This is a genomic window from Clostridia bacterium, from assembly GCA_017620395.1.
In the GTDB taxonomy this organism is placed as follows: domain Bacteria; phylum Bacillota; class Clostridia; order Oscillospirales; family RGIG8002; genus RGIG8002.
The window spans coordinates 46,688-72,094 of record JAFZQJ010000003.1 but is presented as its reverse complement, the minus strand read 5'-3'; the positions used below and the strand labels follow the sequence as shown (position 1 = coordinate 72,094).

Genomic DNA, 25,407 nt, shown 5'->3' with positions numbered 1-25,407 from the left:
AACGCGCGGGGGACTGTTTGCGCTTTCTCCGTTGACTTCGCGCGCCGTCCGTGCTATACTGTGGTCATAAGGAAGGAATCATACGCCAAAGGAGAAAATGCGAAATGAAAAAGCGAATCATATCCGTATTCATCGCGCTCGCGATGCTGCTCGGCGCGCTGCCGGCGTTCGGCGTGAGCGCGCAGCCGCGGGACGCGATGCCCGAATACCTCGTTTCGGGCGGCGTGCGCTACCGCCTCGACCACGGCGCCGGCTACTACGGCAGCGGCGAGGAGGACGACCCGCTGCAGAGCTTCATCGTCGTCGCGGAGGAGGGCGGCAGATACTACGCCCTCAACGAAAACGGCGGCGCCGTGACGGCGTCCCTCCTCGAGCCGGACGGCGGCGAGCTTTCCGGCGACGCGGCGGTGTTGAGGATCGCCGAGTGGGAGGGCATATTCCTCCGTGACGGCCGCGAGATGACGCTGGATATAGAGAACGCGGAGACCGGCGCGGCGAGCTTCGGCTTCGGCACGCAGACCGGCGAAGGCAACCACGAGTGGCGCGCCTTCGCGGAGAACGGCGCCGTCCACCGCTTCGTCCATTACTACTACGACTACGATAACGGGATCACCTACGGCGATCAGATATGGCACCTGCTTTTCAGAAACGGCGCCTTCGTCCTCAGCGAGCGCACCCCGTACCTCGACAGCGGCTTCCCGGATGGCTGGGAGCTTTACGTTTACCAGCGCGTCTGCGAGCACGAGCACAAGACCTTCATCCCCGCGGCGGAGCCGACCTGCACGGCTTACGGCAGGAAGGCGCACTACGAATGCGAGGACTGCGGGCTGATGCTCGACGAGGATATGAATATCTACGCCGCGCGCGTCGACGAGGAGGACGGGACCGGGTACGAGGAGCATTTCGGCTTCTGGGACTTCTACACCTGTCCGGCGCTCGGGCACTGCTACGACGCGGAGAGCGGAGTCTGCCTCCGCTGCGGCGGGCGCGCGCCCGTCTACGAGAAGGTGACGGACGTGACTCAACTCATCTCCGGCAGACGCTACCTGCTGATCAACGACGAGACCGGCCTCGCGCTCGATATCGCGCGTCCGTCCGCGACGGACGGGGGCTACGACGTGCCCGAGCTTATAAGCGCGCCCGTCGAGAGCTTCGAGCTCGAGGGCGGGCTCCGCACGGTCTACGGCAGCGGCGGCGCGGCGTTTTACCTTCAGGACGCCCCCGCCACCGAGGAGGAAGCGCGCGAGAAGATAAGCGAACGGTACGACGACGAAGCGGAGTATCCTTCATGCGAATACCTCGTCGAAGTCGAGGGGTGCTTCTCCTTTGTGCCTGACTATTCGTGGGAATACCCGAATCCGCTGCACTTCGAGGATAAGTCTTACGCCCTGATCGAGGTGGCGAACACGATCGCCGGTATGGAGGACGAGGAGGAGATCGAGATGTATCTCGACGGCCTGCGTATGGATTGGGCGCTCAACTTCACCTTCCTCAAAAACGGCGACGTCGGCGTCAACTTCTTCGACGGTATGCACCCGATGACCTTCGACGGTTCGACCGACTATAAGTTCACGCTGCGCGACGAATGGATATACGAAGAGGACTGCGCGACGGACGGCGAAGGTATGTGCCTCGTCGATCCCGATACGGGGGACTATATCTGGGTGATAACCGAAATACCCACCGGCGTTTCGCTCTGGCGCGAGGTCGTCGAAGGCGGTGAGCCGGAGCAGGCGGCGGGCGATCTGGATAACGACGGCGAGATAACCGTATCCGACGCGCTCCGCGCGCTGCGTATCGCGGCGAAGCTCGCGGAGGCGACTCCCGAGGCGCTCCGCATCGGCGACGTCGACGGCGACGGCGAGATAACCGTCTCCGACGCGTTGAGGATACTTCGCGTCGCGGCAAAGCTGGCCGACCCCTCGAGTCTGTCATCCTGAGCGAAGCGGCGGAACGCCGCTGCGTAGGGACGAGCATTGCTCGTCCGCGCATTGACGCAGAAGCGTCTGTCGGCGCGTTCGCGGCTCCCCGGAATGACAGAACCGCAAAAAATGCTTATATTAAAAAAACCGCACCCTCGGGTGCGGTTTCTCGTTAATTATTCATTATTCATTTTTAAGTTTTCAGTTTTCAGCAATTCAAAAACCTCTCCGTCAGCTCCGCGCCGGAGGCGACGAATAAGCCCGTCTTCGCGGCGGAGTCCTCGTCGTACTTATCCGCGCCGTTGCCGCAGTCGCGGCCGCTTCTGTAGATCATGAACGGTATCGGGTCGCCGCTGTGGGTGCGGATGCTTATCGGCGTGGGATGGTCGGGCATGACGAGCATACTGAACTCGCCGCAGACGGCGGGGAGCTCGCGCAGCAACCGCCCGACGACCTTTTCGTCTATCAGCTCTATCGAGCGCACCTTGCCTTCGATATCCGCCTGATGTCCGCACTCGTCCGGCGCCTCCATGTGAATGAAAACGTAGTCGGCGCCGTGTCTGAAGGCGTCTATCGCCGCCTCCGCCTTGCCGTCGAAGTTGGTGGTCAGCGTGCCGGTCGCGCCCTCGACGTCGATGCTCTCCATGCCGCCGCTGATTCCGATGCCTTTCAGCAGGTCGACCGCGGAGATGACCGCGCCCTTCAGCCCGCGCAGCGCACGGAAGTCGGGGATCGCGGGCTTAGTGCCCTCGCCCCAGATCCAGAGGGAGTCGGCGGTGTTCTTTCCGGCGGCGCGGCGCGCGGCGTTGACGGGATGATCGCGCAGCAGCTCCGCGCTGTCGCGCATGAGCTTCAGCAGGCGCTCCGCGCCCTCGCCCTTCGGCAGGTAGCCGGCGGTGTTTTTACCGAGTATGTCGTGCGGAGGCGTGAGCGTGACGTTCGTCGAGCCGCCGTCCCAGACGAGGCAGTGGCGGTAGCTGACGCCGGGGTAGAGGCGGAAGCCTTCCTCGCTCAGCTTTTCGGATAGGAAGCTGACGAGCTCGCGGCTTTCCGCGGTAGTTATCTCGCCCGCGGAGTAGTCGGCCATAACGCCCTCGCCGACGCCGCCTCCGGCGAGCGTAACGAGGTTGCAGCGGTAGGTAACGTCGGTGTCCTTCAGCTTTATGCCCATACTGACCGCCTCGAGCGGCGAGCGTCCGGTGTAGCAGGCGCGCGGGTCGTAGCCCATCGCGGCGAGGTTGGCGACGTCGCTGCCGGGCTTCATTCCGTCCGGCACGGTCTTGACGAGCCCCGTCTCGCTGAAACGGGCGAGCGAGTCGATATTCGGCTTGCGCGCCGCCTGAAGCGGCGTTCTGTTTTCAAGTTCGGGCACGGGACGGTCGGCCATCCCGTCGCCGAGTACGACGACGTATTTCATAGGTATTGCTCCTTTAATAAAATCAAATCAAAGTTCCGCGGTGGCTTCGGCGTTGAGCGTCATATCGGCGCGTACGCCCGCGGCGTATTCGAACGCCGCCTGCACGCCGATCATCGCGGCGTTGTCGCCGCACAGCTCGAGCGCGGGCGCGAGCAGGCGCACTCCGCGGCGCTTCGCCATCTCCGCGAGCGAAGCCCTCAGGTGGGAGTTCGCGGCGACGCCGCCCGCGAGGCAGAGCGTGCCGAAGCCGTACTGCTCCAGCGCCGCCTCCGCGTGCTCGGTCAGCGCGCCGACCACCGTCTTCGTGAAGGAGGCGGCGACGTCGGGAACGCAGAGCGTTTCGCCCGTCTGCTCCGCGTGGTGCGCGAGGTTGACCACGGCGGTCTTTATTCCGGAAAAGGAGAAGTCGAGCGGATTATCGTGGACCACCGGCGCGGTGAACTTATACGCGTCGGGGTTTCCCCGCGAGGCGAGCTTATCCATCTCCGCGCCGCCGGGGTAGGGCAGTCCGAGGACGCGCGCGGCCTTGTCGAAGGCCTCGCCCGCCGCGTCGTCGCGCGTGCGCGCGAGCGTCTCGAACTCCGTGTATCCGCGGACGGCGACGAGGTTGGTGTGTCCTCCGGAGACCGTCAGGCAGAGGAAGGGCGGCTCGAGCTCGGGGTGGGTTATGTAGTTGGCGGCGATGTGGCCGCGCATGTGGTGAACGGGGATAAGCGGCTTGCCGAGCGCGGCGGCGAGCCCCTTTGCGAAGTTGACTCCGACCAGCAGCGCGCCGATGAGGCCGGGGCGGTTGGTGACCGCGACGGCGTCGACGTCGGCGTAGGTCATTCCGGCTTCGCGCAGCGCCTGCTCCGTGACCGGCACGACCGATTCGATGTGCAGCCGCGAGGCGATCTCGGGCACTACGCCGCCGTAAACGCGGTGTACGCTTATCTGTGTTGAAACGACGTTGGAAACGACCCTGCGCCCGTCGGTGACGGCGGCGGAGGTCTCGTCGCAGGAGGTCTCTATCGCGAGTATTCTCATTCGCTCAGCTCCTTTTTCATTATGACCGCGTCCTCGACGGGGGAGTCGTAGTAGCCGCGGCGCACCGCGATCCCGGTGAAGCCGAAGCTCTCGTAAAGCTTCCGCGCCGCTTTGTTGGATTCGCGCACCTCGAGGAAGCAGACCGCCGCGCCGCGTTCGCGGCAGGCGGCGAGGGAAGCGGCCAGCAGCGCCTTCGCGGCGCCGCGCCCGCGGAACTCCGGCAGGACGGCTACGTTCGCGACCGTCGCCTCGTCCGCGACCGCCATGGCGACCGCGTATCCGGCGAGCGCGCCGTTTTCGCGCGCGGCGAGGCAGACGTAGCCGCAGTCGAGCGCGGCGGCGAAGTCCTCCCGCGTCCAGGGGTGGGTGAAGCAGACGCGCTCGGCCTCGAGTATCGCGTCGATATCGTCCTTTGTGAAGGGTGTGATGGTGAGGTTATCCAATGCGGCGCCTCCGGTGCGTGAATAGTTATATGACTCTGTCATTCCTCGTCGGCGGCGGTAACCGCCGCCGACGAGGAATCCCACACCTTTTGCAGGCTGTGAAGGGCGGGGGATCCCTCGGGTTTCACCCTCGGGATGACAGGCAAAGCGTCATTTCGCCTCGTACCACGTCTTTCCGACGCCGACCTCGGCAATCAGCGGCACGGCGCATTTGTAGGCGTTTTCCATTTCCTCTTTCAGCAGTCTGCCGACCGCCTCGGCCTCCGCCTCGGGCGCCTCGACGATGAGCTCGTCGTGCACCTGGAGTATCAGCCGCGCCTTGAAGCCGCATTCGCGGAGCTTCTTCGCGGTGTTGACCATCGCGAGCTTGATGACGTCGGCGGCGGTGCCCTGAACGGGCATATTCATCGCCACGCGCTCCTCGAAGTTGCGCATGACGGCGTTGGTGCCGTTGATTCCCTCCAGCCGTCTGCGGCGGCCGAGGGCGGTGCGGGCGTAGCCGCTCTCCTTCGCGGAGGCGACGCTCGCGTCCAGCCACTCGCGCACCTTCGGGTAGGTGGCGAAGTAGTTCTCGATATATTTCTTCGCGTCATAGACGCTTATTTTGAGGTCTTTTGACAGCGTGAACGCGCCCATTCCGTAGACGATGCCGAAGTTTATCGCCTTCGCGCGGCCGCGTATCTCGGGTGTGACCATATCGGCGGGGAGGCCGAAGACGCGGGCGGCGGTCTCGCGGTGGAAGTCGTTGCCGGAGAGGAAGGCGGCGATCATGTTTTCGTCGCCGGAGAGGGCGGCGAGCAGGCGCAGCTCGATCTGCGAGTAGTCGGCGTCGACGAGCACGCAGCCGTCCGCGGCGCGGAAGAAGCGGCGCATATTGCTGCCCAGCTCGGTGCGGACGGGGATATTCTGCAGGTTAGGCTCGCGCGAGGAAATGCGCCCCGTGCGCGTTTCGGTCTGCAGGAAGGTGGTGTGCACGCGCCCGTCCTCGCCGGCGGCTTCGGAAAGCCCGACGACGTAGGTGCTGACGAGCTTCGTCAGCGTGCGGTATTCGAGCACGAGGTCGACTATCTCGCTCTCGCCGCGCAGCTTGCCGAGCGTTTCGGCGTCGGTGGACCAGCCGGTCTTCGTCTTCTTGCCGCCGCGCAGGCCGAGCCTGTTGAAGAGCACGTCGCCGAGCTGCTTCGGGGAATTGACGTTGAATTCGCACCCGGCGAGGCGGTATATCTCCGTCTGAGCCGCCTCCGCGCGCGCGGAAAGCTCCGCGCCGAAGGCCTGCAGCCCCGCGACGTCGACGGTGAAGCCGGCGCGCTCCATATCGGTCAGCACGCGGGCGAGCGGAAGCTCCATATCGCGCATCAGCGCGGTCATGCCGTCGGCTTCAAGCTCGGCGGCCTCGGCGTCGCAGACGGCGGGGAGCAGGGAGGCGGCGGCCGCGGAGTCCTCCTTCGCGGCGCGGGGAAGTCCGAGCAGCCGCGCGAGCGCGAAGACGGAGTAGTCGCTGCGGTCGGGGCGCAGCAGATAGCCGCCTATCGCGGCGCAGAACTCCGCGCGCGGCGCGGGGAGCGAAAGCTCCGCGCAGGCGCGGCAGAGGCGTTTGTAATCGTTGACGCGCAGCCGTCCGGAGTATGCGGAGAGCGCGCGTACCGCGCCGTCAAGGTCGCGGCATATCAGCGGCGTTCCGCCGCAGAGCGCGGCTTCGCCGGCGGTGAAATCGAGGTAAACGTCCGCGCTTTCGCGCGCGGAGAGCGCGGCGGCGAAGGCGCCGGCGTCGGCTTCCTCCGCCTCCGGAGCGGGCGCGGAAGGCGCGGCTTCGGCGGGCGCGGCGTTCTGCAGTCCGAGCTTGTCGATGAACTTCTCGAGCTCGTATTTCTTCAGCGCGGCGGCGAGCGTTGCGGGGTCGTAGGGCTTTATCAGATACGCGTCGGGGTCGTATTCGACCGGCGCTTCGAGGCAGATCGTGCCGAGCTCGCGGCTCATGAAGGCGGCGTCGCGGTCGCGTTCGAGCTTCTCGCGCAGGGCGCCCTTCTGCTCGCCGATATTGGCGTAGACGCCCTCGAGGTCGGAGTAGCGGCGTATCAGGTCGCAGGCGGTCTTTTCGCCGACTCCCTTGACGCCGGGGATATTGTCGGAGCTGTCGCCCATCAGCCCCTTGACGTCGCGAAGCTGCTTCGGCTCGACGCCGTAAAGTTCGTTTATCTTCGCCGGATCGCAGCGCATCGTTTCGCCGCCGGCGACCTTCGCTCCGGCGAGGAGCACGGTCACGCGGCCGCTGACGAGCTGCAGGGAGTCGCGGTCGCCCGTGGCGATGAAGACCTCGCCGCCGAGCTTGTCGGCGAGCGTGCCGATTATGTCGTCCGCCTCGTAGCCGGGTACCTCGCGGCGCGGGATACCGTAGGCGTCGAGCAGCTCTTTGAGCACCGGGAACTGCGCGAGCAGCTCGTCGGGAGTCGGATGCCGCCCCGCCTTGTATTCGGCGTACATCTTGTGGCGGAAGGTCGGCTGCTTCAGGTCGAAGGCGACGCAGGCGCGTTCGGGCGCGACGTCGGCGAGCAGCTTGAAGAGTATGTTCATGAAGCCGAATACGCCGTTCGTCGGCACGCCCTCCTTCGTGGAAAGCGGGCGTATGCCGTAGAACGCGCGGTTCAGCAGACTGTTGCCGTCAATGAGCAGTGTTTTCACGGGGCGCACCTCCGGAAATCTCCATAATAACATCCTATTATAACACCTCCCGCCGCAACTCACAACAACAAAACGGATTTTTTTGTTGAAAATCTCATATCATCGTGGTAGAATAACCCTTGTAAACACGAAAGGGTGACACAAATGGAAATCAACAAGCTTTACGAACAGTGGAAGTCGGAGTGCTCCGGCGCGCTGAAGGAAGAACTGCTCGCCGTAGCCGGCGACGAAAAAGCCATCGAAGACAGATTCTACAAGCACCTGGAGTTCGGCACGGGCGGCCTGCGCGGCAAGCTCGGCGCCGGCACGAACAGGATGAACGTATACACGGTGCGCAGAGCGACCGCGGGGCTCGCGGACTATCTGCTCGCGGAGTTCGGCGCGGACGCATCCTGCGCGATAGCGCACGACTCGCGCAACGGCTCGGCGGAGTTCACGCGCGAAGCGGCGGCGACGCTCGCCGCCAAGGGCGTGCGCGTATATATGTACTCCGAGCTGATGCCCACCCCGATGCTCTCCTTCGCCGTGCGTCAGCTGAAATGTAGCGGCGGCGTGGTCATAACCGCCTCCCACAACCCCGCGGCGTATAACGGCTACAAGGTCTACGGCGCGGACGGCTGCCAGATAACCAACGCGGCGGCGGACGCGATCTACGCCCGCATCTGCGAATACGACGACCCCTTCGCCGTACCGGCGGCGGACTTCGAAGCCGCCGTCGCGGACGGACGCGTCACCTATATCGGCGACGACGTGATAAAGGCGTACGACGACGCCGTCTTCGCCTGCTCGACGGGAGTCGGCGGCGACCTGAAGATAGTCTACACGCCCCTGAACGGCGCGGGCAACAAGCCCGTCCGCCGCGTGCTCGCGCGCGCCGGCTTCACGAACGTCTCCGTCGTGCCGGAGCAGGAGCAGCCGGACGGCGACTTCCCGACCTGCACCTACCCCAACCCGGAGGAAGCGGCGGCGCTCTCCCTCGCGGTCGCGAAGGCGAAGCGCGAAGGCGCAGACCTCGTGCTCGCCACCGATCCGGACAGCGACCGCGTCGGCTCCGCGGTGCCGGACGGCAGCGGAGATTTCACCCTCATCAACGGCAACCAGATGGGCATTCTGCTCATCGACTATATCCTCGGCAGGCGCGAAGCGGCGGGCAGGATGCCCGAGCGCCCCGAGATCGTCACCACGATAGTTTCCACCCCCATGGCGCAGGTCGTCGCCGCCGACCACGGCGCGACGGTCAAGGAGCTGCTGACCGGCTTTAAGTATATCGGCGAAGAGATAGGCCGCCTTGAAGCCGCGGGCGAGGGCGACCGCTACGTCTTCGGCTTCGAGGAGAGCTACGGCTACCTCCCCGGCGGCTACGTGCGCGACAAGGACGCCGTCGTCGCCTCGCTGCTGATATGCGAGATGACCGCCTTCTATCACAGGCAGGGCAAGTCGCTTCTCGACAGGCTCGCCGAGCTTTATGAGAAATACGGATACTACAGAGAAACGCTCAAAACCTTCGTCTTCGAGGGCATCACCGGCAAGGCGCAGATGGACGCGATAATCGCGCGCCTGGCAAAAGAGGGCATCACGCTCCACGAGGGCGAAGCGCCGCTCGCCAAGGACTACTCGAACGGCATCGAGGGCCTTCCGCCGTCGAAGGTGCTTTCCTTCACCGATTCGAAGGCGCGGCTGACCGTCCGCCCGTCCGGCACCGAGCCGAAGCTGAAAGTCTACGTCAGCGCGAAGGCGGACTCCGCCGAAGCCGCCGACGCGGAAGCGCAGGCGGTCCTGGCGAAGATGCAGAGGTTTATCGAGGCGTAATACGCCCGCGCATTCATGCGCCGACGCCGCGTTCGTGTCATCCTGAGGCGCAACGCGCCGAAGGATCTCACGTTGTCGTCTGTCATCCTGAAGCGGCGCAGCCGCTGAAGGATCCCCCGCCGTCAGCAGAGCGTATGTCATCCTGAGCGGAGGCGAAGCCCGCGCAGTCGAAGGATCCTGAAGGTAACGGCATAATAAAAGGAAAAGTGTGTATTCGGAATATGAGCGTTACCGACTGCTCCGAATACACACTTTCATTATTGACACGACCTCGTCTTTAAGATCCTTCGGCTCCGGCTTCGCCTCCGCTCAGGATGACAGACCTACCCGCGGCGCTGCGTGTTCTGTCATTCCGAGGAGCCGCGAACGCGCCGACGAGGAATCCCCTTCACTTTGCGGCCGCCGTTCTTTTTCTCAAAAAACTTGCAAAAATATCACAAGTTCGTAATAATATCACCATACGACAAGAAACCCCGCGTTCAATCGTGTTAAAATACAATGCTGATATTGTGCGTAGGTGTCGCATCTGCAATATATGCACACTGTCGCACACGAAAACAGACAAATCTTACAGGAGGAGAAAACACATGAAAAAGACACTTTCCATGCTGCTTGCCGTGATGTTCGTGCTGACCGCGTTCGGCGTGTCGACGATATTCGGCGGCGTGCTGGGAGCGGGCGCCGTATTCTATGATTACTTTGAATACACGCAGTTCCCCGGCTTCAGCGCCTTTACGGCGGACGCCATCACGAATCACGCCTGGCAGAACGCCTGCACGTTCACCGGCTTCAGCAGCGACTACATGCCGGACGGCGTTGACAAGGTAGCCACCTTTACCTGCACGACGCCCGATAAGTATCACGGCATGGTCCTCGCCCCGCTGGAGGTCAAGAACGACCAGACCAGCACCTACGGCGTGCAGACCGAACCGATGTGGTGCGCCCTCGACACCATCGAAGGCAAGGACATGTTCGGCAACTCCAAGGACGGCGAAGGCCAGATAGTTCTGGACACCACCTTTGAGGACTGCGCGGGCTTCTGCTTCTGGGTCGGCAACAACGGCGGACATTTTGACGGCGACGTCAAAATCCAGCTGTTCGCGATCCCGACCAAGGGCGTTTCCTACAGCACCGACAACGACGGCGGCACTACGATGTCCGATTACGGCTCCGGCTGCATCTTCGAATGCTCCGGCAAGAGAGCCGATGAAGACGGTTACGTCTACTTCGACTTCAAAACGGACTTCTACTGGCCCGGCTGGTGGTACGCCGATGACGACGGCAACTTCCACAACACCGGCAACATGGCTGATCACTTCCCGATCTCCGCGAAGTACCTCGTTCAGCTGAACGCCGTCTGCATCCGTCTCAGCGGCGTGCAGTCCGGAGACGTCGTCTCCGTCGGCGACTTCCGTATGTACAAGGATACCCGTATCCACGTCGATGAGCTCGAAGAGCAGTGCGCTATCTTCGACGACCTCGATCCGGAAGCCTACACCGAAGAGAGCTATTCCGACGCGATGGAGATCTATCTCGAAGCCTTCGAGATGCTCCAGAGCCCCGACGATTACACTCAGAAGCAGGTCGACGCCATGGCGACCGAGCTCAAGCATGCCATCCGCGATCTGAAGCCCATGTTCAAGGCTGAGAAGAAGAGCGTCAAGCTCGCCGGCTTCGAAGTCTGGGACGACGACGACTTTGAAGAAATGAGGGACGGCGACCTCTGCGTCGATACCGCCGCGATCGAAGAGGATCACGTTCCCGCCACCAGGGAGCAGTCCGTACTCGTATACGCGAACGCGGTTCCGGGCGAGCCCTACTACGGCTGGAGCTGCTTCACCAACGCCATCGAAGACGGCGGCGCGATCAAGAACCCCTTTGAGCTTGAAGAAGGCTCCGAGCCTCTGAGCGAAGCCAGCGGCATCCGCTTCTGGATCAAGTGGGACGATAGCCTCGATCCGATCCCGAACGCCTGCCGCATCGGCCTCGGCGTTTCTTCCGAAGAGATCTACTTCGAATGCGAAGAGACCGCGGTCGACCTGCCCGCGAAGCAGGGCTACGTCGGCGTTGCGTGGACGAATTTCTACGACGTCAACGGCGATGAAGACATCTATGACTGGATCGACGAGCTCGATACCATCTACATCTATTTTGAAGACGTCAGCGGCATTTACTACATCGCCGATCTGACCGGTTTCGAGTGGAGCGTTTCCTCCGCCGACTTCACGACGCTCGAGTCTGTTGTCACGGCTCAGTCGGCGTATATGAATACTCTCGACGAGACGCTGTATTACTCTCCCTCCTGGGAAAGAGCCGAAGCCGCCATTGAGGCCGGCAGAGGCCTGCTCGGCCAGTACGGCGTAACTCAGGAAGAAGTCGACGAAGCTATCGAAGAGATCAACTACGCCATCAACCATCTGAAGCTCCTCGGCGATCTTGCCGACGGCCCGACCCTTGCCAAGCTCAACGGCCTTTACAAGAGCGGCAAGACCTACTGGCGCGGCAACCTTGTCCAGCGCACCTATATGACGCTTTCGGAAGCGCTCGATAACGCCGAGAGACTGCTCGCCGAAGGCCCGACTCAGGCCGAGGCCGAAGCCGCGATCGCCGCGCTGCAGTCCGCTATCGCCGGACTCGTGCCGATCCAGGCCGGCTCTACCGTCAACACCATCTTCAGCTTCGAGAGCTACACGAACCGCGACCTCAGCAGAGCGACCGGCGACCGTACTCCCAACGTTGTTTACGAGCTGAACTCCGACTTCGCGAAGCTGCCCGCCGGTTACAGCCAGGCGCTCAAGATGACCGCTCAGGCCGATATGGGCTCCGAGACGATCGACGAGCACGGCATGATGCAGTTCAAGGCCATGTACCGCGACAAGTCCAACCATCCTGTTCCGATCAAGATGGAAGGCTCGAACGCGACCGCCGTCAACACCCTTATCGGCGACCTTTCCGGCACCTCCGGTATCTGCCTCTGGGTAGGCGTCAACGATATGGATTTCGTCCAGAACTGCACGATGCGTTTCGCGGTCTCCAACTGTGAGGTCAGCCCGCTCTTCGAGCGCGCCACCGTCGACATCCCGGTACCCGCTACCGGCGCCGGCTGGCTCTACCTCCCCTGGGAGTACTTCGAATACTACGATGACTGGACTCACGGCGAAGACATCCACCTCGAAAAGATCTTCTTCTACATCGTCCGCTTCGACGGCGCGATCAAGCAGGGACTCGAAGTCTACGTCACCGGCATCCACGCCTACTCTGATCCGCAGAACGGCACGTGGGACGCTCCCGTCATCTCCAACATCACCGAGGGACAGAGCTTTGACGTTTCCGAGCAGAATCTCATCCCCGACTGGAACGTCGGCGCCGCGATGCTGGACGGCAAGTTCCTGATCTACGGCGATCCGGTCGTCACCAACGGCGAGCATGAGCTGGTCGTCACCAACGGCGACAAGTCCACCACCGTTCACTTCACCACCTCCGGCGCCATCGAATACGAGATGCCCACCGCGAGCGTTGAGAACGGCAAGAGCTACGTCAAGCCCGTCGCGATCACCTGGACTCCCGAAGACGCCACCGCCGAGCTGGACGGTATCCCGCTCATGCAGGGCGACCTCATCGAAGAGGCCGGTAACTACACCCTCGTCGTCACCAACGGCGACAAGGTGCTGACCGTCAAATTCACCGTCACCGACGAGCCCGCGGTCAAGAAGGGCGATATGGACAAGGACGGCGAGATCACCGTCAACGACGCGCTGAAGGCGCTGCGTATCGCCGCGAAGCTGGCTGCGGCATCCGATGAGGATATGCTGATCGGCGACGTCGACGGCGACGGCGACATCACCGTCAACGACGCGCTGAAGATCCTCCGTGTTGCCGCGAAACTCGCCGGCGAGGATTCGCTCGGCTGATAACGCGCGCGGGTCCCGAAGCGGCGTCGCCGCCTGAGGATCCCGCACAAACGGCAAAATAACAAAACAGCGGTCATACTTGACGTATGGCCGCTGTTTTTTGTAAAGCGCGGGCGGGAAACAGCCGTTCAAGATCCGGCTTATCCCTTATCTGCACGCCTTTTACCCGGGGAGGCGTCTTTCCGCGCCGCAGAACGAAATGCGCGGCGGGCGGAACGCAAAAAAAGTTCCCAAATATCACAAATCACGAATAATATCACAATACGACAAGAGCTTGCGGCGCGGTTGCGCTATAATATAAACGGTATACTGTTGCGACGTGCCGCTAAGCCGTGCGTCAGAAGGAGGATAAAACCATGAAAAGATTCATCTCAACACTGCTTGCCGTGCTGATGACGCTGACCGCGTTCGGCGCTGCGACGGTATTCGGAGGAGCGATCGGCGCGGGCGCCGTGTTCTTCGATTATTACGAATACACGCAGTTCCCGGGCCTCAACGCCTTCAACGCGGACGACTACGCGCTCGCGTGGAAGAACGGCCTCGAATTCGCCGGCCTGTCTTCCGACTGTCTGCCGGCGGGCAACCCCGTCGAGAACGTGGCGTCGTTCACGGTTCTGACGCCGGATAAGTACGGCGGAGCCTCCCTCGGCACCATGCGTCAGCGCAACGCCGATCCGGAGAACAACACGCAGAACGCCGACTACCACGGCAGCCCCAACTGGACGGCGAACGACAAGCTGAACGGCAAGGACATCTTCGGCGACAGCGGCGTGACCTTCGACGAGGCCAGCGGCTTCTGCTTCTGGGTAGCCGTCAACGGCGACCGTTACGACGGCAAGATCAAGATCTCGCTCTTCGGCGCGCCGACAAAAGGACCGTATTACAGATCCAGCGAAGACGGCAGCACCGATATGGGCGAATATGACAGGGGCTTCGTTTACAGCTCCGATTTCGTTACGCCCGACGAAGACGGATATTACTACTTCGGCTTCAGGACCGATTTCTCACAGACCGACTGGTGGAGCACCGACGACAACGGCGTGAATCAGTACAAGGTCGGCAAATCTCCGGTCCCGGACAAGACGCTCCCGTACGTCAACGCGCTTGAGATCCGCTTCAACAGCGGACTGGAAGCCGGCTACACGCTTTACGTCGGCGACTTCCGCACCTTCCGCGACACCCGCGTTTACGTCGACGAGCTCGACGAGCTGTGCGCCATCTTCGACGAGCTGAACCCCGAGGAGTACACCGAGGAAAGCTACGCCGCCGCGCTCGAGGTCTATCTCGCGGCGTTTGAAATGCTGCAGGACGCTTCCTCCTATTCCCAGAAGAGGATCAACGCGATGGCCGTGTCGCTGAATACGGCTATCCGCGATCTGAAGCCGATGTTCCACGCGGAGATGAAGAGCGTCAAGCTCGCCGGCTTCGAGGTCTGGGACGACGACGACTTTGAAGAAATGATGGACGGCGGTCTCTGCGCCGATACTCCCGCGGTCGACGAGGATAACGTTCCCGCCTCCAGGGAGCAGTCCGTACTCGTATACGCGAACGCCATCGACGGCGAGCCCTACTACGGCTGGAGCTGCTTCACCAACGCCACCGAAGACGGCGCCGTCAAGAACCCCTTCGAGCTGCTTGAAGGCTCCGAGCCTCTGAGCGCCTCCGCCGGCGTCCGCTTCTGGCTGAAGTGGGACGAGTCGATGACCGAGCTCCCGGCCGCCTGCCGCATCGGGCTCGGCGTTTCCGCTGACGAGCTCGAGTTCGAGTGCGAGGACACCGCCGTCAGACTGCCCGAGAAGCAGGGCTACGTCGGCGTCGCATGGTCCGCGTTCTACGACTTGAACGGCGAAGAGGATATCTACGACTGGATCGACGAGATCGATACCATATACATCTACCTTGAAGGCGCGTCCGGCATTTACTACATCGCCGATCTGACCGGCTTCGAATGGAGCTACGCGCCCGCCGATTTCACCGAGCTTATATCCGTCATCAACGCGAAGGCGGATTATATGGCCACCCTCAACAAGGCGGATTATTACTACGTTTCCTGGAACCAGGCCGAGCAGGCCATCGATTACGGCAGATCCCTGCTTGACGCGTACGGCACCACCGACGAAGAAGTCAGCAAAGCGATCTCCGATATAGAAAAGGCGATCAACTCTCTGACGCTGCTCGGAGAACTCGCCGACGAACCGACCATCAAGGAGCTTCAGGGACTCTGCAAGAGCGGCAAGACCTACTGGCGCGGCAACGTTACCCCGCGCTCCTATATCGCTCTGAAGGAGCAGATAGAAGACGCCGAAGCTCTGCTTTTCAAGGGCCCGAAGCAGGACGAGGCGGAGGCGACCATCGCCGCGCTGAAAGCCGCCATCGCCGGTCTCGTTCCGATAAAGGCGGGCGAGAGAGTCACGAGCATCCACAGCTTCGAGAACTACACGAGCCGCGAACTCTCCAGAGCGAACGGCGACCGCAAGCCCGACGTCACCTATGAGCTGGACAGCACCTACCCGAAGCTGCCCGCCGGTTACGCCAAGGCGCTGAAGATGACCGCGACTCAGGATATGTCCTCCGAGACGAACATGGAGCACGGTATGATGCAGTTCAAGGCCATGTACCGCGAGGGCGGTACCCCGGACGGCCATCCTCATCCGCTTATGATGGAGGGCAACGGCGCGACCGCCGTCAACACCCTTATCGGCGACCTTTCCGGCACCGCCGGCATCTGCCTCTGGGTAGGCGTCAACGACGTCAACCTCGTTCAGGAGTGCGCGATGCGCTTCGCGGTATCCAACTGCGAAGCCAGCCCGCTCTTCGAGCGCGCCGCCATCAACATCCCCATTCCCGCCACCGGCCAGGGCTGGATATTCCTGCCGTGGGAATACTTCGAGTATTACGACGGCTGGACCAAGGGCGAGGAGATCAACCTTGCGAAGATATTCTTCTACATTATCCGTTTCGACGGAGCGATCAAGGCCGGACTTGAGGTTTACATCACCGGCATCCACGCCTATAAGGACGCTGCCGCCGACTCCTGGAAGACGCCCGTCATCGCCAACATTACCGAAGGCGCGGACTACGACGTCTCCGAGCAGGAGCTCATTCCCGACTGGGACGTCGGCGCCGCGATGCTGGACGGCGAATTCCTGATCTACGGCGCTCCCGTTCTTCAGAACGGCGAGCACACGCTCGTCGTGACCAACGGCGACAAGTCCTCCACGGTCCACTTCACCACCACCGGCGCCGTCGAGTATGATACTCCGGTAGTCAACGTCGAGAACGGCAAGGAATACGCCGCGCCGCTGACGCTCAACTGGAGCGTCGGCACCGCGACGCTGAATAACCAGCCGGTCGAAAACGGCTTTGTCGTTGAAGCTCCCGGCGGCTACGTGCTCGAGGTGGTCAACGGAACGAAGTCTGTTTCCGTCCGCTTCACCGTCACCACGGACGCGCCTCCCGCGGTCAAGAAGGGCGATATGGACGGCGACGGCGAGATCACGGTCAACGACGCGCTGAAGGCGCTGCGTATCGCCGCGAGACTCGCGGAGTCGACTCCCGAAGCGCTTGAGATCGGCGACGTCGACGGCGACGGCGATATCACGGTCAACGACGCGCTGAAGATCCTCCGCGTCGCCGCGAAGCTTGCCGACGAAGGCAGCCTCGGATAAGCCGACCGCCTGAAAACGGTCCGCGCAGACCGTCCCCGTCCGCCCGGGCGAAGGACGCGGCGCGAACAAACGAAGCGCCGGCAGCCCCCTCAATTTGAGGGGGCTGCCTTTTGCTTCCGAAAAATCCGCGTAAATATCACGGAGCGTGAATAATATCACCATCCGACAAGAGATTGCGCCGCCGCGCTCGCTATAATGTATATGTATATTGAGCGGGGCGCGCCCTGTCCCGTTATAAAACTCCAAGAACTCCAAAAAGGAGAATAGCAATGAAAAGATTCGTTTCAATGCTGCTCGCGTCTCTTATTACGCTGACCGCGTTCGGCGCGGCGTCGCTGTTCGGAGGCGCGCTCGGCGCGGGCGCCGAGTTTTTCGATTACTACGAATATACCCGTATCCCCGGGCTCGACGCGTTCGACGCGGCGGATTTCGCGCTCGCGTGGATGCCGCGCGCGTCCTACGCGGGGAGCAGCGGCGCGTGCCTGCCCGCCGGCGGCGGGGTTGAAGCGGTGCAGTCGTTCACCGTTACCGGCGCCGACGCGTGGGGGTGCAGCTCCGTTTCGTCCGTCCGTCTGCGCAACACCGCGCCCGAGAACAACACGCAGGGCATGGAGCTCGACAGTCCGAACTGGGCGGCGAAGGATAAGCCGAACGGTAAGGATATCTTCGGCGATACCGGTCTGACTTTCGCCGATTCTCAGGGCTTCTGCTTCTGGGCGGGGCTGAACGGCGGCGCTTTCGTCGGGACCGCCAAGGTCACGATCTACGACGTTCCCGCGAGGGGGCCCTTCTATATCGCCAGCGAGGACGGCTCGACCGATATGAGCGGATACGGGATCGGCTCCGTTTACGAGACCGATATGATACGTCCGGACGAGGACGGTTATTTCTACTTTGATTTCAAAACGGATTATAAGCAGGTCGACTGGTGGACTACCGACGAATACGGCGTCAACGCGTTCGGAATGGGCAAATACCCGATCCCGTACAGTGTGATCGCGCGGCTCAACGGCTTCCAGATCACCTTCAGCGGGCTGCAGACGGGCGACACGCTGTATATCGGCGACTGGCGCGCGTACAGGGATACGCGCCTGCATCTCGACGAGCTTGAGGAGCAGTGCGCCGCTTATGACGCCCTCGATCCCGAGGCGTACACCGAGGAGACCTACGCCGCCGCGACCGAGGCGTACCTAAGCGCATACGGAATGCTGCTGGATCACACCGGATGCGACCAGAAGCAGATCGACGCGGCGGCGCGCGAGCTGAAACTCGCGCTGAAAGCGCTCAAGCCGATGTTCAAGGCGGCCAAAAACGACGTGAAGCTCGCCGGCTTTGAGGTCTGGGACGACGACGACTTCGATGAAATTATGAACGGCGGCGTCTGCTTCGACACCGCTGCGGTCGAAGATGAGAACGTTCCGAAAAACCGCGATCAGTCCGTTATGATCCTCGCGCAGCCGCTCGACGGCGAGCCGCTTTACGGCTACAGCTGCTTCACCAACGCCGTCGAAGACGGCGCGGTCAAAAATCCCTTCGAGCCGCTCGAGGGCTCCGCGCCGCTCAGCAGCGCCGCCGGCCTCCGCTTCTGGATCAAGTGGGGAGAGGCGATGGACGGAGCGCCGGAGGATCTCCGCGTCGGCCTCGGCGTTTCCTCCGAAGGCCTGTACTTCGAGAGCGAAGACGGATCGGTCGCCCTGCCCGACAGTGAAGGATATATCGGCGTTCCGTGGTCCGCTTTCTACGACGTCGACGGCGACGAGGACGTTTACGACCGCATCGACGAGTTCGACACGATCTATATTTATCTCGGCCAAACGGCCGGACTCTACTATATCGGGGATCTCGGCGGCTTCACGTGGAGCACGTCGTCCGCGGATTTCGGCCCGCTCAAAGCGAAGATCGCCAAAACCGAAGCGTATTTGGCGACGCTCGACAGAGGCGAATATATGATCAATTCATGGAACAGAGTTTTGAGCGCGATCGAAGACGGACGCGCTCTGCTCGGCGTTTACGGCGCGACTGAGGAAGACGTCGAGGAAGCCGTCAACAATATCGATAACGCGGTCCGCAGGCTGACCTACGGCGGCGTCGCTCCGCCTCCGAAAGTGGTGGTGCGGCTCGAGGCGCTGTATAAATGCGGCGCGGCCTGCTGGCGCGGCAACGTGACCTCCGCGAGCTACCGCGAGCTGAAGCTTGCGCTCGAACAGGCGGAGGAACTGCTTGAATACGGCGGCACGTTTCGCGACTTCAACGCGGGAATAGAAACGCTCGATGCCGCGATCGCCGGGCTCGTTCCGATAAAAGCGGGCGGGAAGGTCACGAGCATTTACAGCTTTGAGGATTACACCACCCGCGACCTGAACAGAGCGACCGGCGGCAGCAACATGGTGAGCTATTCGCTCGACTCCGACTTCGACAAGCTCCCCGAGGGCTACGCGAAGGCGCTGAAAATGACATCTCTTGAAGATAAGAGCGTCGACGACGAAAGCGTCAACGGCATCCTCCAGTTCGCGGCGATGTACAGAGAGGCCGGCACGAACAGGGTAGTGCCTCTGAAGATGGGCACGCCGGAGGATCCGAAGGCGAACACCCTTATCGGCGACCTGACCGGCACCGACGGGATCTGCCTCTGGGTAGGCGTCAACGATATGTCGCTGATCCGCGAGGGCACGCTGCGCTTCGGCGTGTCGAACTGCGAGGTAAGCCCGCTCTTCGAGCGTTCGACCCTGCATATCCCGCTTCCCGCGTCCGGCAGCGGCTGGATATATATCCCGTGGGAGTGCTTCGAGCGTTACGACGAGTGGACCAACGGCCAGGAGATCGACCTCGCCAGGATCTATTTCTACGTCATCCGCTTCAACGGAGAGATAAAGCAGGGCGCGGAGATTTACGTAACCGGCATCCACGCGTATAAGAACGTGACCGCCGGCGAGTGGGAAGTCCCCGCCGCGTCCAATATCGAAGACGGCGGCGTTTACGACGTTTCCGAGCGGCCGCTCGTTCCCGCGTGGAACGCGGGCGCCGCGATACTCGACGGCGAATTCTTCCCCGTCGACGCCGCCGTTGAGAAAAACGGCGAGCACACCCTCGAGCTGATAAACGGCGATAAGCGCACGACCGTCACCTTCACCGTCACCGGCGGCGAAGATGAGTACACGATGCCTGTGGTCGCCGGCGTCGTAGGAAGCGGCGTTTACGAGGAGCCCGTCACGATCACCTGGGACGTCGGAGAGGGCGTGCTGAACGGAGAAGCGGTCGAGAGCGGCGTCGTGGTGAGCGAACCCGGCTTATACGCACTCAGGGTCGTCAACGGCGACAAGAGCGTCACGGTGCGCTTCGAGATCAAGGAGCAGACCCCGCCGCCTCCGGAGTATAAGAAAGGCGACATGGACGGCGACGGCGAGATCACGGTCAACGACGCGCTGAAGGCGCTGCGTATCGCCGCGAGACTCGCGGTCGCGACCGAAGAGGATATGCTGATAGCGGACACTGACGGCGACGGCGAGATCTCCGTCAACGACGCGCTGAAGATCCTCCGCGTCGCCGCGAAGCTCGCCGACGAAAGCAGCCTCGGATAAGTAAAGCGGGTCTTTTCGGCCCTTTGCGGCTTGTCGTCGTCGGCAGGCAGATAGCCTGGCCTTCCTCCTTCCGCGCCGCAAATCATCCGAAAACCCCTCGCTTTTGATAGACAACAATTCAAACAGAGTAAAACGGCTCCCTTCGGGGAGCCGTTTTTTCCTCAATTATTCATTATTCATTCTTCAGTTTTCAGTATTCATTCAGTCGTAGACGCTCTCTATCACCTTCGGGCACCTTTCGGGCGAATAGCGCCACCTGCTTATATGCGTCACGTCGGGATAGTTGAAGCCGCGATAAGACTCGACGCGCGGCAGGCGGTCGATCAGTACGAGCTTGACCTTCATTTTTTCGGGAATGATGCTTTTTATGTAGACCGAGACGCGGTCGCCGGCGGAGACTTCCGCGCCGGGCTCCGCGAGTCCGGCGAGATTGGGCGTCAGCTCCACGAAGACGCCGTATTTCTCCACCGAACGCACCGTTCCCGCCACGGTCTGCCCCGCCTCGAAGAGCGCGGCGTTCTCCTCCCACGTTCCGAGCAGCTCGCGGTGAGAAAGCGTGACGCGTCCGCCGCTGACGCCGCTGACGACGGCGCGGATATCCATGCCGGCGGCGAAGCGCTCCGCGGGATGCGCGATGCGCGAAACGGAGATCGCGTCAATGGGCAGCAGCCCGACGATCCCGCAGCCGACGTCCGCGAAGGCGCCGAAGCTGTCGGGGCGCGTGACGCGCGCGTCGATGACGTCGCCCGGGCGCAGGCCGGTGAGGTATTCGTCCGCGCACATTTTCATCGCCTCGCGTCGGGAGAGCAGCGCGTATTCGCTGCCGTCAACGTCTCTTACGACGCCGGTAACGGTGAAGCAGACCTCCTTGCCGACGCGGGAGATCACGGCGATATCCCTGACTCCGCCCTCGGGCGACCACGCGCCCTCCCGGCGGGGGATGATCCCGCGCATGGAGCCGAGGTCGACGACGAGGTTGCGTTCTCTGTCGCAAAGCAGCGCCACCCCCTCGCATATTCGCTTTTCATCACGAGCGCGCAGCAGCTCGGCTCTTGTGCCGGGGCGGAAGCCTATCCGCCCCTCCGGTAAAAACGTCATTATCATCACCACCGCGTTCAAAGCGGTCCTTTCGGCTGATTTTCAGTGAATTATATGCCGCCCGTACCGCAAAAATGCCGTACGTGCAGATTCGACATAATATAATATTTTCACGAAATACATCATATCGGTATAAAGAAGCGGAACACATACGATATATGTATATTTTTACAGTGTTTTTGGAAAAAGTGCTTGCAAAATAGGCTATTGTGTGATATAATCAACGATGGCAAGTGTAAAGAATTGCACGAAATCGAGCATCAAGAAAGGAATCCGATTATGGTAGCAGAAGATCTGGTAGTCATAACCCCGAAAGAAAAAGCAATGCTCTGCAAAGCGCTCGCAAAGCATATGCCCAAGCTGAGAAAGCTCCTCAGACTGTCTCAGAAAGAATTCGGCCTTCGCGCCGGCGTATCCGTCGACCGCGTTTCTCTCATTGAGAACGGTCATTTCCAGATGACGTGGTCGCAGTTCACCTCCTTCCTGTTCATCTTCTCGCTGAACAAGCTGACCAAGGAGTACTTCGTTGAGAACAAGCTCATCGACCGCCGCGTGCTTCAGTATCTTGAAGCGAAGCGTGAGGCTGAGGAGCCCGAAATGAGCATCCTCATCACCGAGTCCATGAGTTCCGCGTTCAACGCGCTCAATATGGGCGACGTTATCCAGCGCCTGAAGGAGCAGAAGCAGTATCAGCTGTAAGCCCGCACTGAAAAAAGAAAGAAAAGCCGCACCCGTGAGGGTGCGGCTTTTGTGCGTGCGGTTCCTATTTTCTTTCTTCGAAGTCCGCGTCGAGCTCGTCTCGCCACTCCGCGCAGACCTCGCCCTTGCGTGCGGCGCCCATCGCCTTGCTGAACGCCGTGAAGGCCAATCCGGTGCCGCGGTTGTCGGAACGGTAGTTGACCGCCTTCTCGGCGGCGATGCCGAAGCGGCCGGCGGTTTCGACGGCGTCTATGTTCGCGCCGAGGAAAAGGAACTCCCAGCCCTGCGCTCTCCGCTTCTCGATCTCCGCTTTTACCTTAGCGGAGCTGAAACGGCGGCTCGCGTTTTCCATGCCGTCGGTCATTATCGCGAATACGACGTGCGCGGGCACGTCCTCGGGGCGGGCGTACTTGTGGATCTTCGCGATATGCTCGACGGTCCCGCCGATGGCGTCGATGAGGGCGGTGCAGCCGCCGACTTCGAAGTCGCTTTCGCGCATCTCCGGCACGTCTTTCAGCGGAACGCGGTCGTGCAGCGTTTCGCAGTCGTTGCTGAAGAGCACCGTCGTGACGAAGCAGTCGCCCTCCTGCGCCTTCTGCTTTTTGATCAGCGAGTTGAAGCCGCCGACGACGTCGCCCTCCAGACCGGACATGGAGCCGCTTCTGTCGAGGATGAAAACCAGCTCGGTGAGGTTTTCGTTCTTTCCGTTCCCGTTTTTCTTAGTTTCGTTGTTTTTCATTTTCGTTTCCTCCGTAAAAATAGTTTTGAAAAAACAGCCGTGCGGTCGTTTTCTTGACCTTACGGCTGTTATTTTATACCTTTTCGGAGGGGAAGAGGTCGCCTGCGAAGCGACATTTTCAGCAGCCGAGCAGCGGCTGGTCGAAGGCGAAAAGCGCCTCGTTGACGCGGTTGACGTCGTAGTCGCCGCGCGCGATGAAATAGGAGATTATCACGTCGAACTTGCTGCTGCGCGAGAGGGCGAAGCCGGCTTTCATCAGCAGGTCGTCCGTTTCGGCGCGGCTAAGGCGCAGCGCGATCGCGAAGGCGACGGCGGTCTGCTTGCTCGGGCGGTAGCCCGCGTCGCCGCGTATTTTCGAGAAGAGCTTGCGGTCGACGTTCGCGCGCTTGTAGCATTCGACGTCGGTCATGCCTTTTTCGTCTATGCGGCGCAGCAGGGACTGCGAAAAGCTCTCGTCAAGATCGCGGAGCTGATTCTCCAGCTCCGGAGCCGCGGAGCCGCACGGCTCGGCGAGCATGGCGAAACGCCCCGCTGCGGAATCGCAGTACTCTTCCGTTTCGCGCCTGCGCGGAGCGGCGCGTTTCGCGAGCGGACTGAAGAGCCGCTTTTCGCGCGCCCGCGGCTCGGCGGCGTTCACCGGCTCCGGCTCCGCGCTGTCGCGCAGCGCCTCTGCCACCGACGCGGTGACCGCTTCGTCAAAAAGCGCTTCCTCGCGGCGGTAGACGACTATATAGACCGTCATTTCGCTCCCGCGCAGGAAGGCGGTTATCTCGTCGACGGCGACCTCGAACGCCGCGCGCTTCGGGTAGCCGTAGGCGCCGGCGGAGATCAGCGGGAAGGCGACGGTCTCGCAGCCGTTTTCCTCGGCGAGCGCGAGGGAGCGGCGGTAGCAGGAGCGGAGCAGGTCTTCCTCTCCGTTCGCGCCTCCGCGCCAGACGGGGCCGACGGTGTGTATGACGCGCTTCGCGGGCAGCAAATAGCCGCCCGTGATCTTCGCGCCGCCCGTTTCGCAGCCGCCGAGCGTTCTGCATTCGGCGAGCAGCTCCGGACCCGCGGCGGCGTGTATCGCGCCGTCGACTCCGCCGCCTCCGAGCAGGGAGCGGTTGGCGGCGTTGACTATCGCGTCGCATTTCATTCGGGTTATGTCGTTTTCAACGATAAAAAGCGGCATAAGTTACCTCGCTTACGTGCGGTGAAATGCTCCCCTGTGCAGGGGGGAGCTGTCAGTGAAACTGACCGAGGGGTTGTTTTCGCTGCGCCGGCGGCGATATCATTGTGTAAACTGATGCGCGTATCGGTTTACACCTTCGGCGCGTCCCTCTCCTCGCGCGGCAGGTACCAGCCCTCGCGCGGAGCGCCGGTGTATTCATTGCCGCTGCCGTAGAAGTGCGAGACGTCGTTGAGCCTGATGCAGCGCATGATGAAGCGCTCGGCGTCGACCTTGTCCGGCATAAACTCCGTAACGCCGGTCGGGTCGATGTTGAAGCCGTTCCAGAGGGTGACTGCGGAGAGCGGGAGCAGGGCGGCGAGTATGCCCATAGCGGCTCCGTAATGGCAGAAGATGAGGATGACGTCGTCCTTGTGCGCCTCGTATTCGGGCGTCTTGCGGTAAAAGCTGCCCTCGCGAACGAGCCCCTTAGTCGCGAAGATCTCGTCGAGGTGGGTGATGATGTTATGCTGATGCTCCGGGAACTTCTTGCCTATGCAGCGGTCGCATTCGAGCCACTTCGTCGGGCTGATCGACTTCTCGTCGTCGAACCACTCCTCGTGACCGATCGCCCAGGGGCAGAGCCAGCTCATGTCGCCGTCCTTCTCGGGGAAGACGTTGGCGGAGATCGGGTATTCCTGCAGCCAGTCGCAGATGACCGGTTCGACACCTGTCTTTTCAACGGTCGGTTTCGCGGTCAGCTTCGCCCTGCCGAGGATTGAGCAGTATATGTCCGTGGGCTTCAGCGGCGCGAGCCTTTGCGAAAGCAGCTCCGCTTCCATGACTCCGCGCTCGGTCAGCGAATCGTTTTCATAATCGGGATAGCCGTGACGGCAAACGAGTATTCTCATAATGACCTCCGTATCGGCTGACGGCGTCGCCGTTCAGCATTATTCTGTTGTGCTAATAATAACATATTACGAACGCATAATAAACCCCTTTATGAGAAAAATGAAAGAAATTCATATTTAGACCGCGATTTTGTCTTCAAATTGTGATAAAAAGACAAAAATATGGCGAAAGTTTAGGTAGTATTGAACATTTACTATTGCCATTTTCGAAAACGTGCGCTATAATCTAACTAGGTATATATTAGGAGAATAGCCAGCGCGCGTCTTCTGATATGGGTATTTACATATTAAATATTGCTCCGCGCCCCTCCGCGACGGCGGCGGGGAAGGCGGGACGTTTGCGTTTTTGCGCAAAGCAGA

14 protein-coding genes are annotated in these 25,407 nt (G+C 61.6%); 6 read left to right on the top strand and 8 right to left on the bottom strand.

Going from position 1 to position 25,407, the window contains the following annotated elements; genetic code table 11:
- The first annotated feature begins 104 nt into the window (after positions 1-104).
- Positions 105-1,940, top strand: a complete 1,836-nt coding sequence (locus tag J5441_00505; GenBank protein ID MBO4933641.1) for a dockerin type I repeat-containing protein — start codon at positions 105-107, stop codon at positions 1,938-1,940.
- A 190-nt stretch (positions 1,941-2,130) separates the two neighbouring features.
- On the opposite strand, the gene J5441_00500 is transcribed toward J5441_00505, so the two are convergent.
- The 4 genes from J5441_00500 to J5441_00485 all read right to left on the bottom strand — a co-directional run bounded on the left by J5441_00500 (position 2,131) and on the right by J5441_00485 (position 7,487).
- Complete coding sequence (locus J5441_00500; protein MBO4933640.1) at positions 2,131-3,339, bottom strand: cofactor-independent phosphoglycerate mutase; 1,209 nt, start codon at positions 3,337-3,339, stop codon at positions 2,131-2,133.
- A gap of 27 nt (positions 3,340-3,366) precedes the next feature.
- The gene (tsaD, locus tag J5441_00495) at positions 3,367-4,365 is read right to left on the bottom strand and encodes a tRNA (adenosine(37)-N6)-threonylcarbamoyltransferase complex transferase subunit TsaD (GenBank protein ID MBO4933639.1); all 999 of its coding nucleotides are present in this window, start codon (positions 4,363-4,365) and stop codon (positions 3,367-3,369) included.
- Positions 4,362-4,850 (bottom strand): ribosomal protein S18-alanine N-acetyltransferase, encoded by a 489-nt coding sequence (rimI, locus tag J5441_00490; protein MBO4933638.1) that lies wholly within the window; start codon positions 4,848-4,850, stop codon positions 4,362-4,364. The genes tsaD and rimI overlap by 4 nt, the downstream gene beginning before the upstream one ends.
- Before the next feature lie 108 nt (positions 4,851-4,958).
- A complete protein-coding gene (locus tag J5441_00485; GenBank protein ID MBO4933637.1) occupies positions 4,959-7,487 on the bottom strand; it encodes a DNA polymerase I in 2,529 nt (842 codons plus the stop codon).
- 144 nt (positions 7,488-7,631) lie between these two features.
- On the opposite strand from J5441_00485, the gene J5441_00480 reads away from it, so the two are divergent.
- The 4 genes from J5441_00480 to J5441_00465 all read left to right on the top strand — a co-directional run bounded on the left by J5441_00480 (position 7,632) and on the right by J5441_00465 (position 20,453).
- Entirely contained in the window at positions 7,632-9,296 is a 1,665-nt protein-coding gene (locus J5441_00480; GenBank protein MBO4933636.1) for a phospho-sugar mutase, read from the top strand.
- Between the two features lie 587 nt (positions 9,297-9,883).
- Positions 9,884-13,207 carry an FIVAR domain-containing protein gene (locus J5441_00475; protein MBO4933635.1) on the top strand — a complete coding sequence of 1,108 codons (3,324 nt, stop codon included), beginning with the start codon at positions 9,884-9,886 and terminating at the stop codon, positions 13,205-13,207.
- Between the two features lie 356 nt (positions 13,208-13,563).
- The gene (locus tag J5441_00470; GenBank protein ID MBO4933634.1) at positions 13,564-16,875 is read left to right on the top strand and encodes a hypothetical protein; all 3,312 of its coding nucleotides are present in this window, start codon (positions 13,564-13,566) and stop codon (positions 16,873-16,875) included.
- A 269-nt stretch (positions 16,876-17,144) separates the two neighbouring features.
- Positions 17,145-20,453, top strand: coding sequence for a dockerin type I repeat-containing protein (locus tag J5441_00465; protein ID MBO4933633.1), 3,309 nt, complete (start codon positions 17,145-17,147; stop codon positions 20,451-20,453).
- A 201-nt stretch (positions 20,454-20,654) separates the two neighbouring features.
- Here the strand turns inward: J5441_00465 and J5441_00460 are convergent, their stop codons facing one another.
- A complete protein-coding gene (locus J5441_00460; GenBank protein ID MBO4933632.1) occupies positions 20,655-21,557 on the bottom strand; it encodes a 30S ribosomal protein S1 in 903 nt (300 codons plus the stop codon).
- Positions 21,558-21,830: 273 nt separating this feature from the next.
- Between J5441_00460 and J5441_00455 the strand changes: the two genes are divergently transcribed.
- A complete protein-coding gene (locus J5441_00455; protein MBO4933631.1) occupies positions 21,831-22,250 on the top strand; it encodes a helix-turn-helix transcriptional regulator in 420 nt (139 codons plus the stop codon).
- 64 nt (positions 22,251-22,314) lie between these two features.
- On the opposite strand, the gene J5441_00450 is transcribed toward J5441_00455, so the two are convergent.
- The 3 genes from J5441_00450 to J5441_00440 form a co-directional block, all read right to left on the bottom strand.
- Complete coding sequence (locus J5441_00450; GenBank protein ID MBO4933630.1) at positions 22,315-22,989, bottom strand: VWA domain-containing protein; 675 nt, start codon at positions 22,987-22,989, stop codon at positions 22,315-22,317.
- A 118-nt stretch (positions 22,990-23,107) separates the two neighbouring features.
- Positions 23,108-24,160 carry an O-acetyl-ADP-ribose deacetylase gene (locus J5441_00445; GenBank protein MBO4933629.1) on the bottom strand — a complete coding sequence of 351 codons (1,053 nt, stop codon included), beginning with the start codon at positions 24,158-24,160 and terminating at the stop codon, positions 23,108-23,110.
- Between the two features lie 128 nt (positions 24,161-24,288).
- Positions 24,289-25,047, bottom strand: a complete 759-nt coding sequence (locus J5441_00440) for a histidine phosphatase family protein (protein MBO4933628.1) — start codon at positions 25,045-25,047, stop codon at positions 24,289-24,291.
- Between the last annotated feature and the right edge of the window lie 360 nt (positions 25,048-25,407).

Coding starts and splice junctions, on each gene's coding strand:
- J5441_00505 (MBO4933641.1), top strand. CDS start 105: ATGAAAAAGCGAATCATATCCGTATTCATCGCGCTCGCGATGCTGCTC.
- J5441_00500 (MBO4933640.1), bottom strand. CDS start 3,339: ATGAAATACGTCGTCGTACTCGGCGACGGGATGGCCGACCGTCCCGTG.
- tsaD (MBO4933639.1), bottom strand. CDS start 4,365: ATGAGAATACTCGCGATAGAGACCTCCTGCGACGAGACCTCCGCCGCC.
- rimI (MBO4933638.1), bottom strand. CDS start 4,850: ATGACAGAGTCATATAACTATTCACGCACCGGAGGCGCCGCATTGGAT.
- J5441_00480 (MBO4933636.1), top strand. CDS start 7,632: ATGGAAATCAACAAGCTTTACGAACAGTGGAAGTCGGAGTGCTCCGGC.
- J5441_00475 (MBO4933635.1), top strand. CDS start 9,884: ATGAAAAAGACACTTTCCATGCTGCTTGCCGTGATGTTCGTGCTGACC.
- J5441_00470 (MBO4933634.1), top strand. CDS start 13,564: ATGAAAAGATTCATCTCAACACTGCTTGCCGTGCTGATGACGCTGACC.
- J5441_00465 (MBO4933633.1), top strand. CDS start 17,145: ATGAAAAGATTCGTTTCAATGCTGCTCGCGTCTCTTATTACGCTGACC.
- J5441_00460 (MBO4933632.1), bottom strand. CDS start 21,557: ATGATAATGACGTTTTTACCGGAGGGGCGGATAGGCTTCCGCCCCGGC.
- J5441_00455 (MBO4933631.1), top strand. CDS start 21,831: ATGGTAGCAGAAGATCTGGTAGTCATAACCCCGAAAGAAAAAGCAATG.
- J5441_00450 (MBO4933630.1), bottom strand. CDS start 22,989: ATGAAAAACAACGAAACTAAGAAAAACGGGAACGGAAAGAACGAAAAC.
- J5441_00445 (MBO4933629.1), bottom strand. CDS start 24,160: ATGCCGCTTTTTATCGTTGAAAACGACATAACCCGAATGAAATGCGAC.
- J5441_00440 (MBO4933628.1), bottom strand. CDS start 25,047: ATGAGAATACTCGTTTGCCGTCACGGCTATCCCGATTATGAAAACGAT.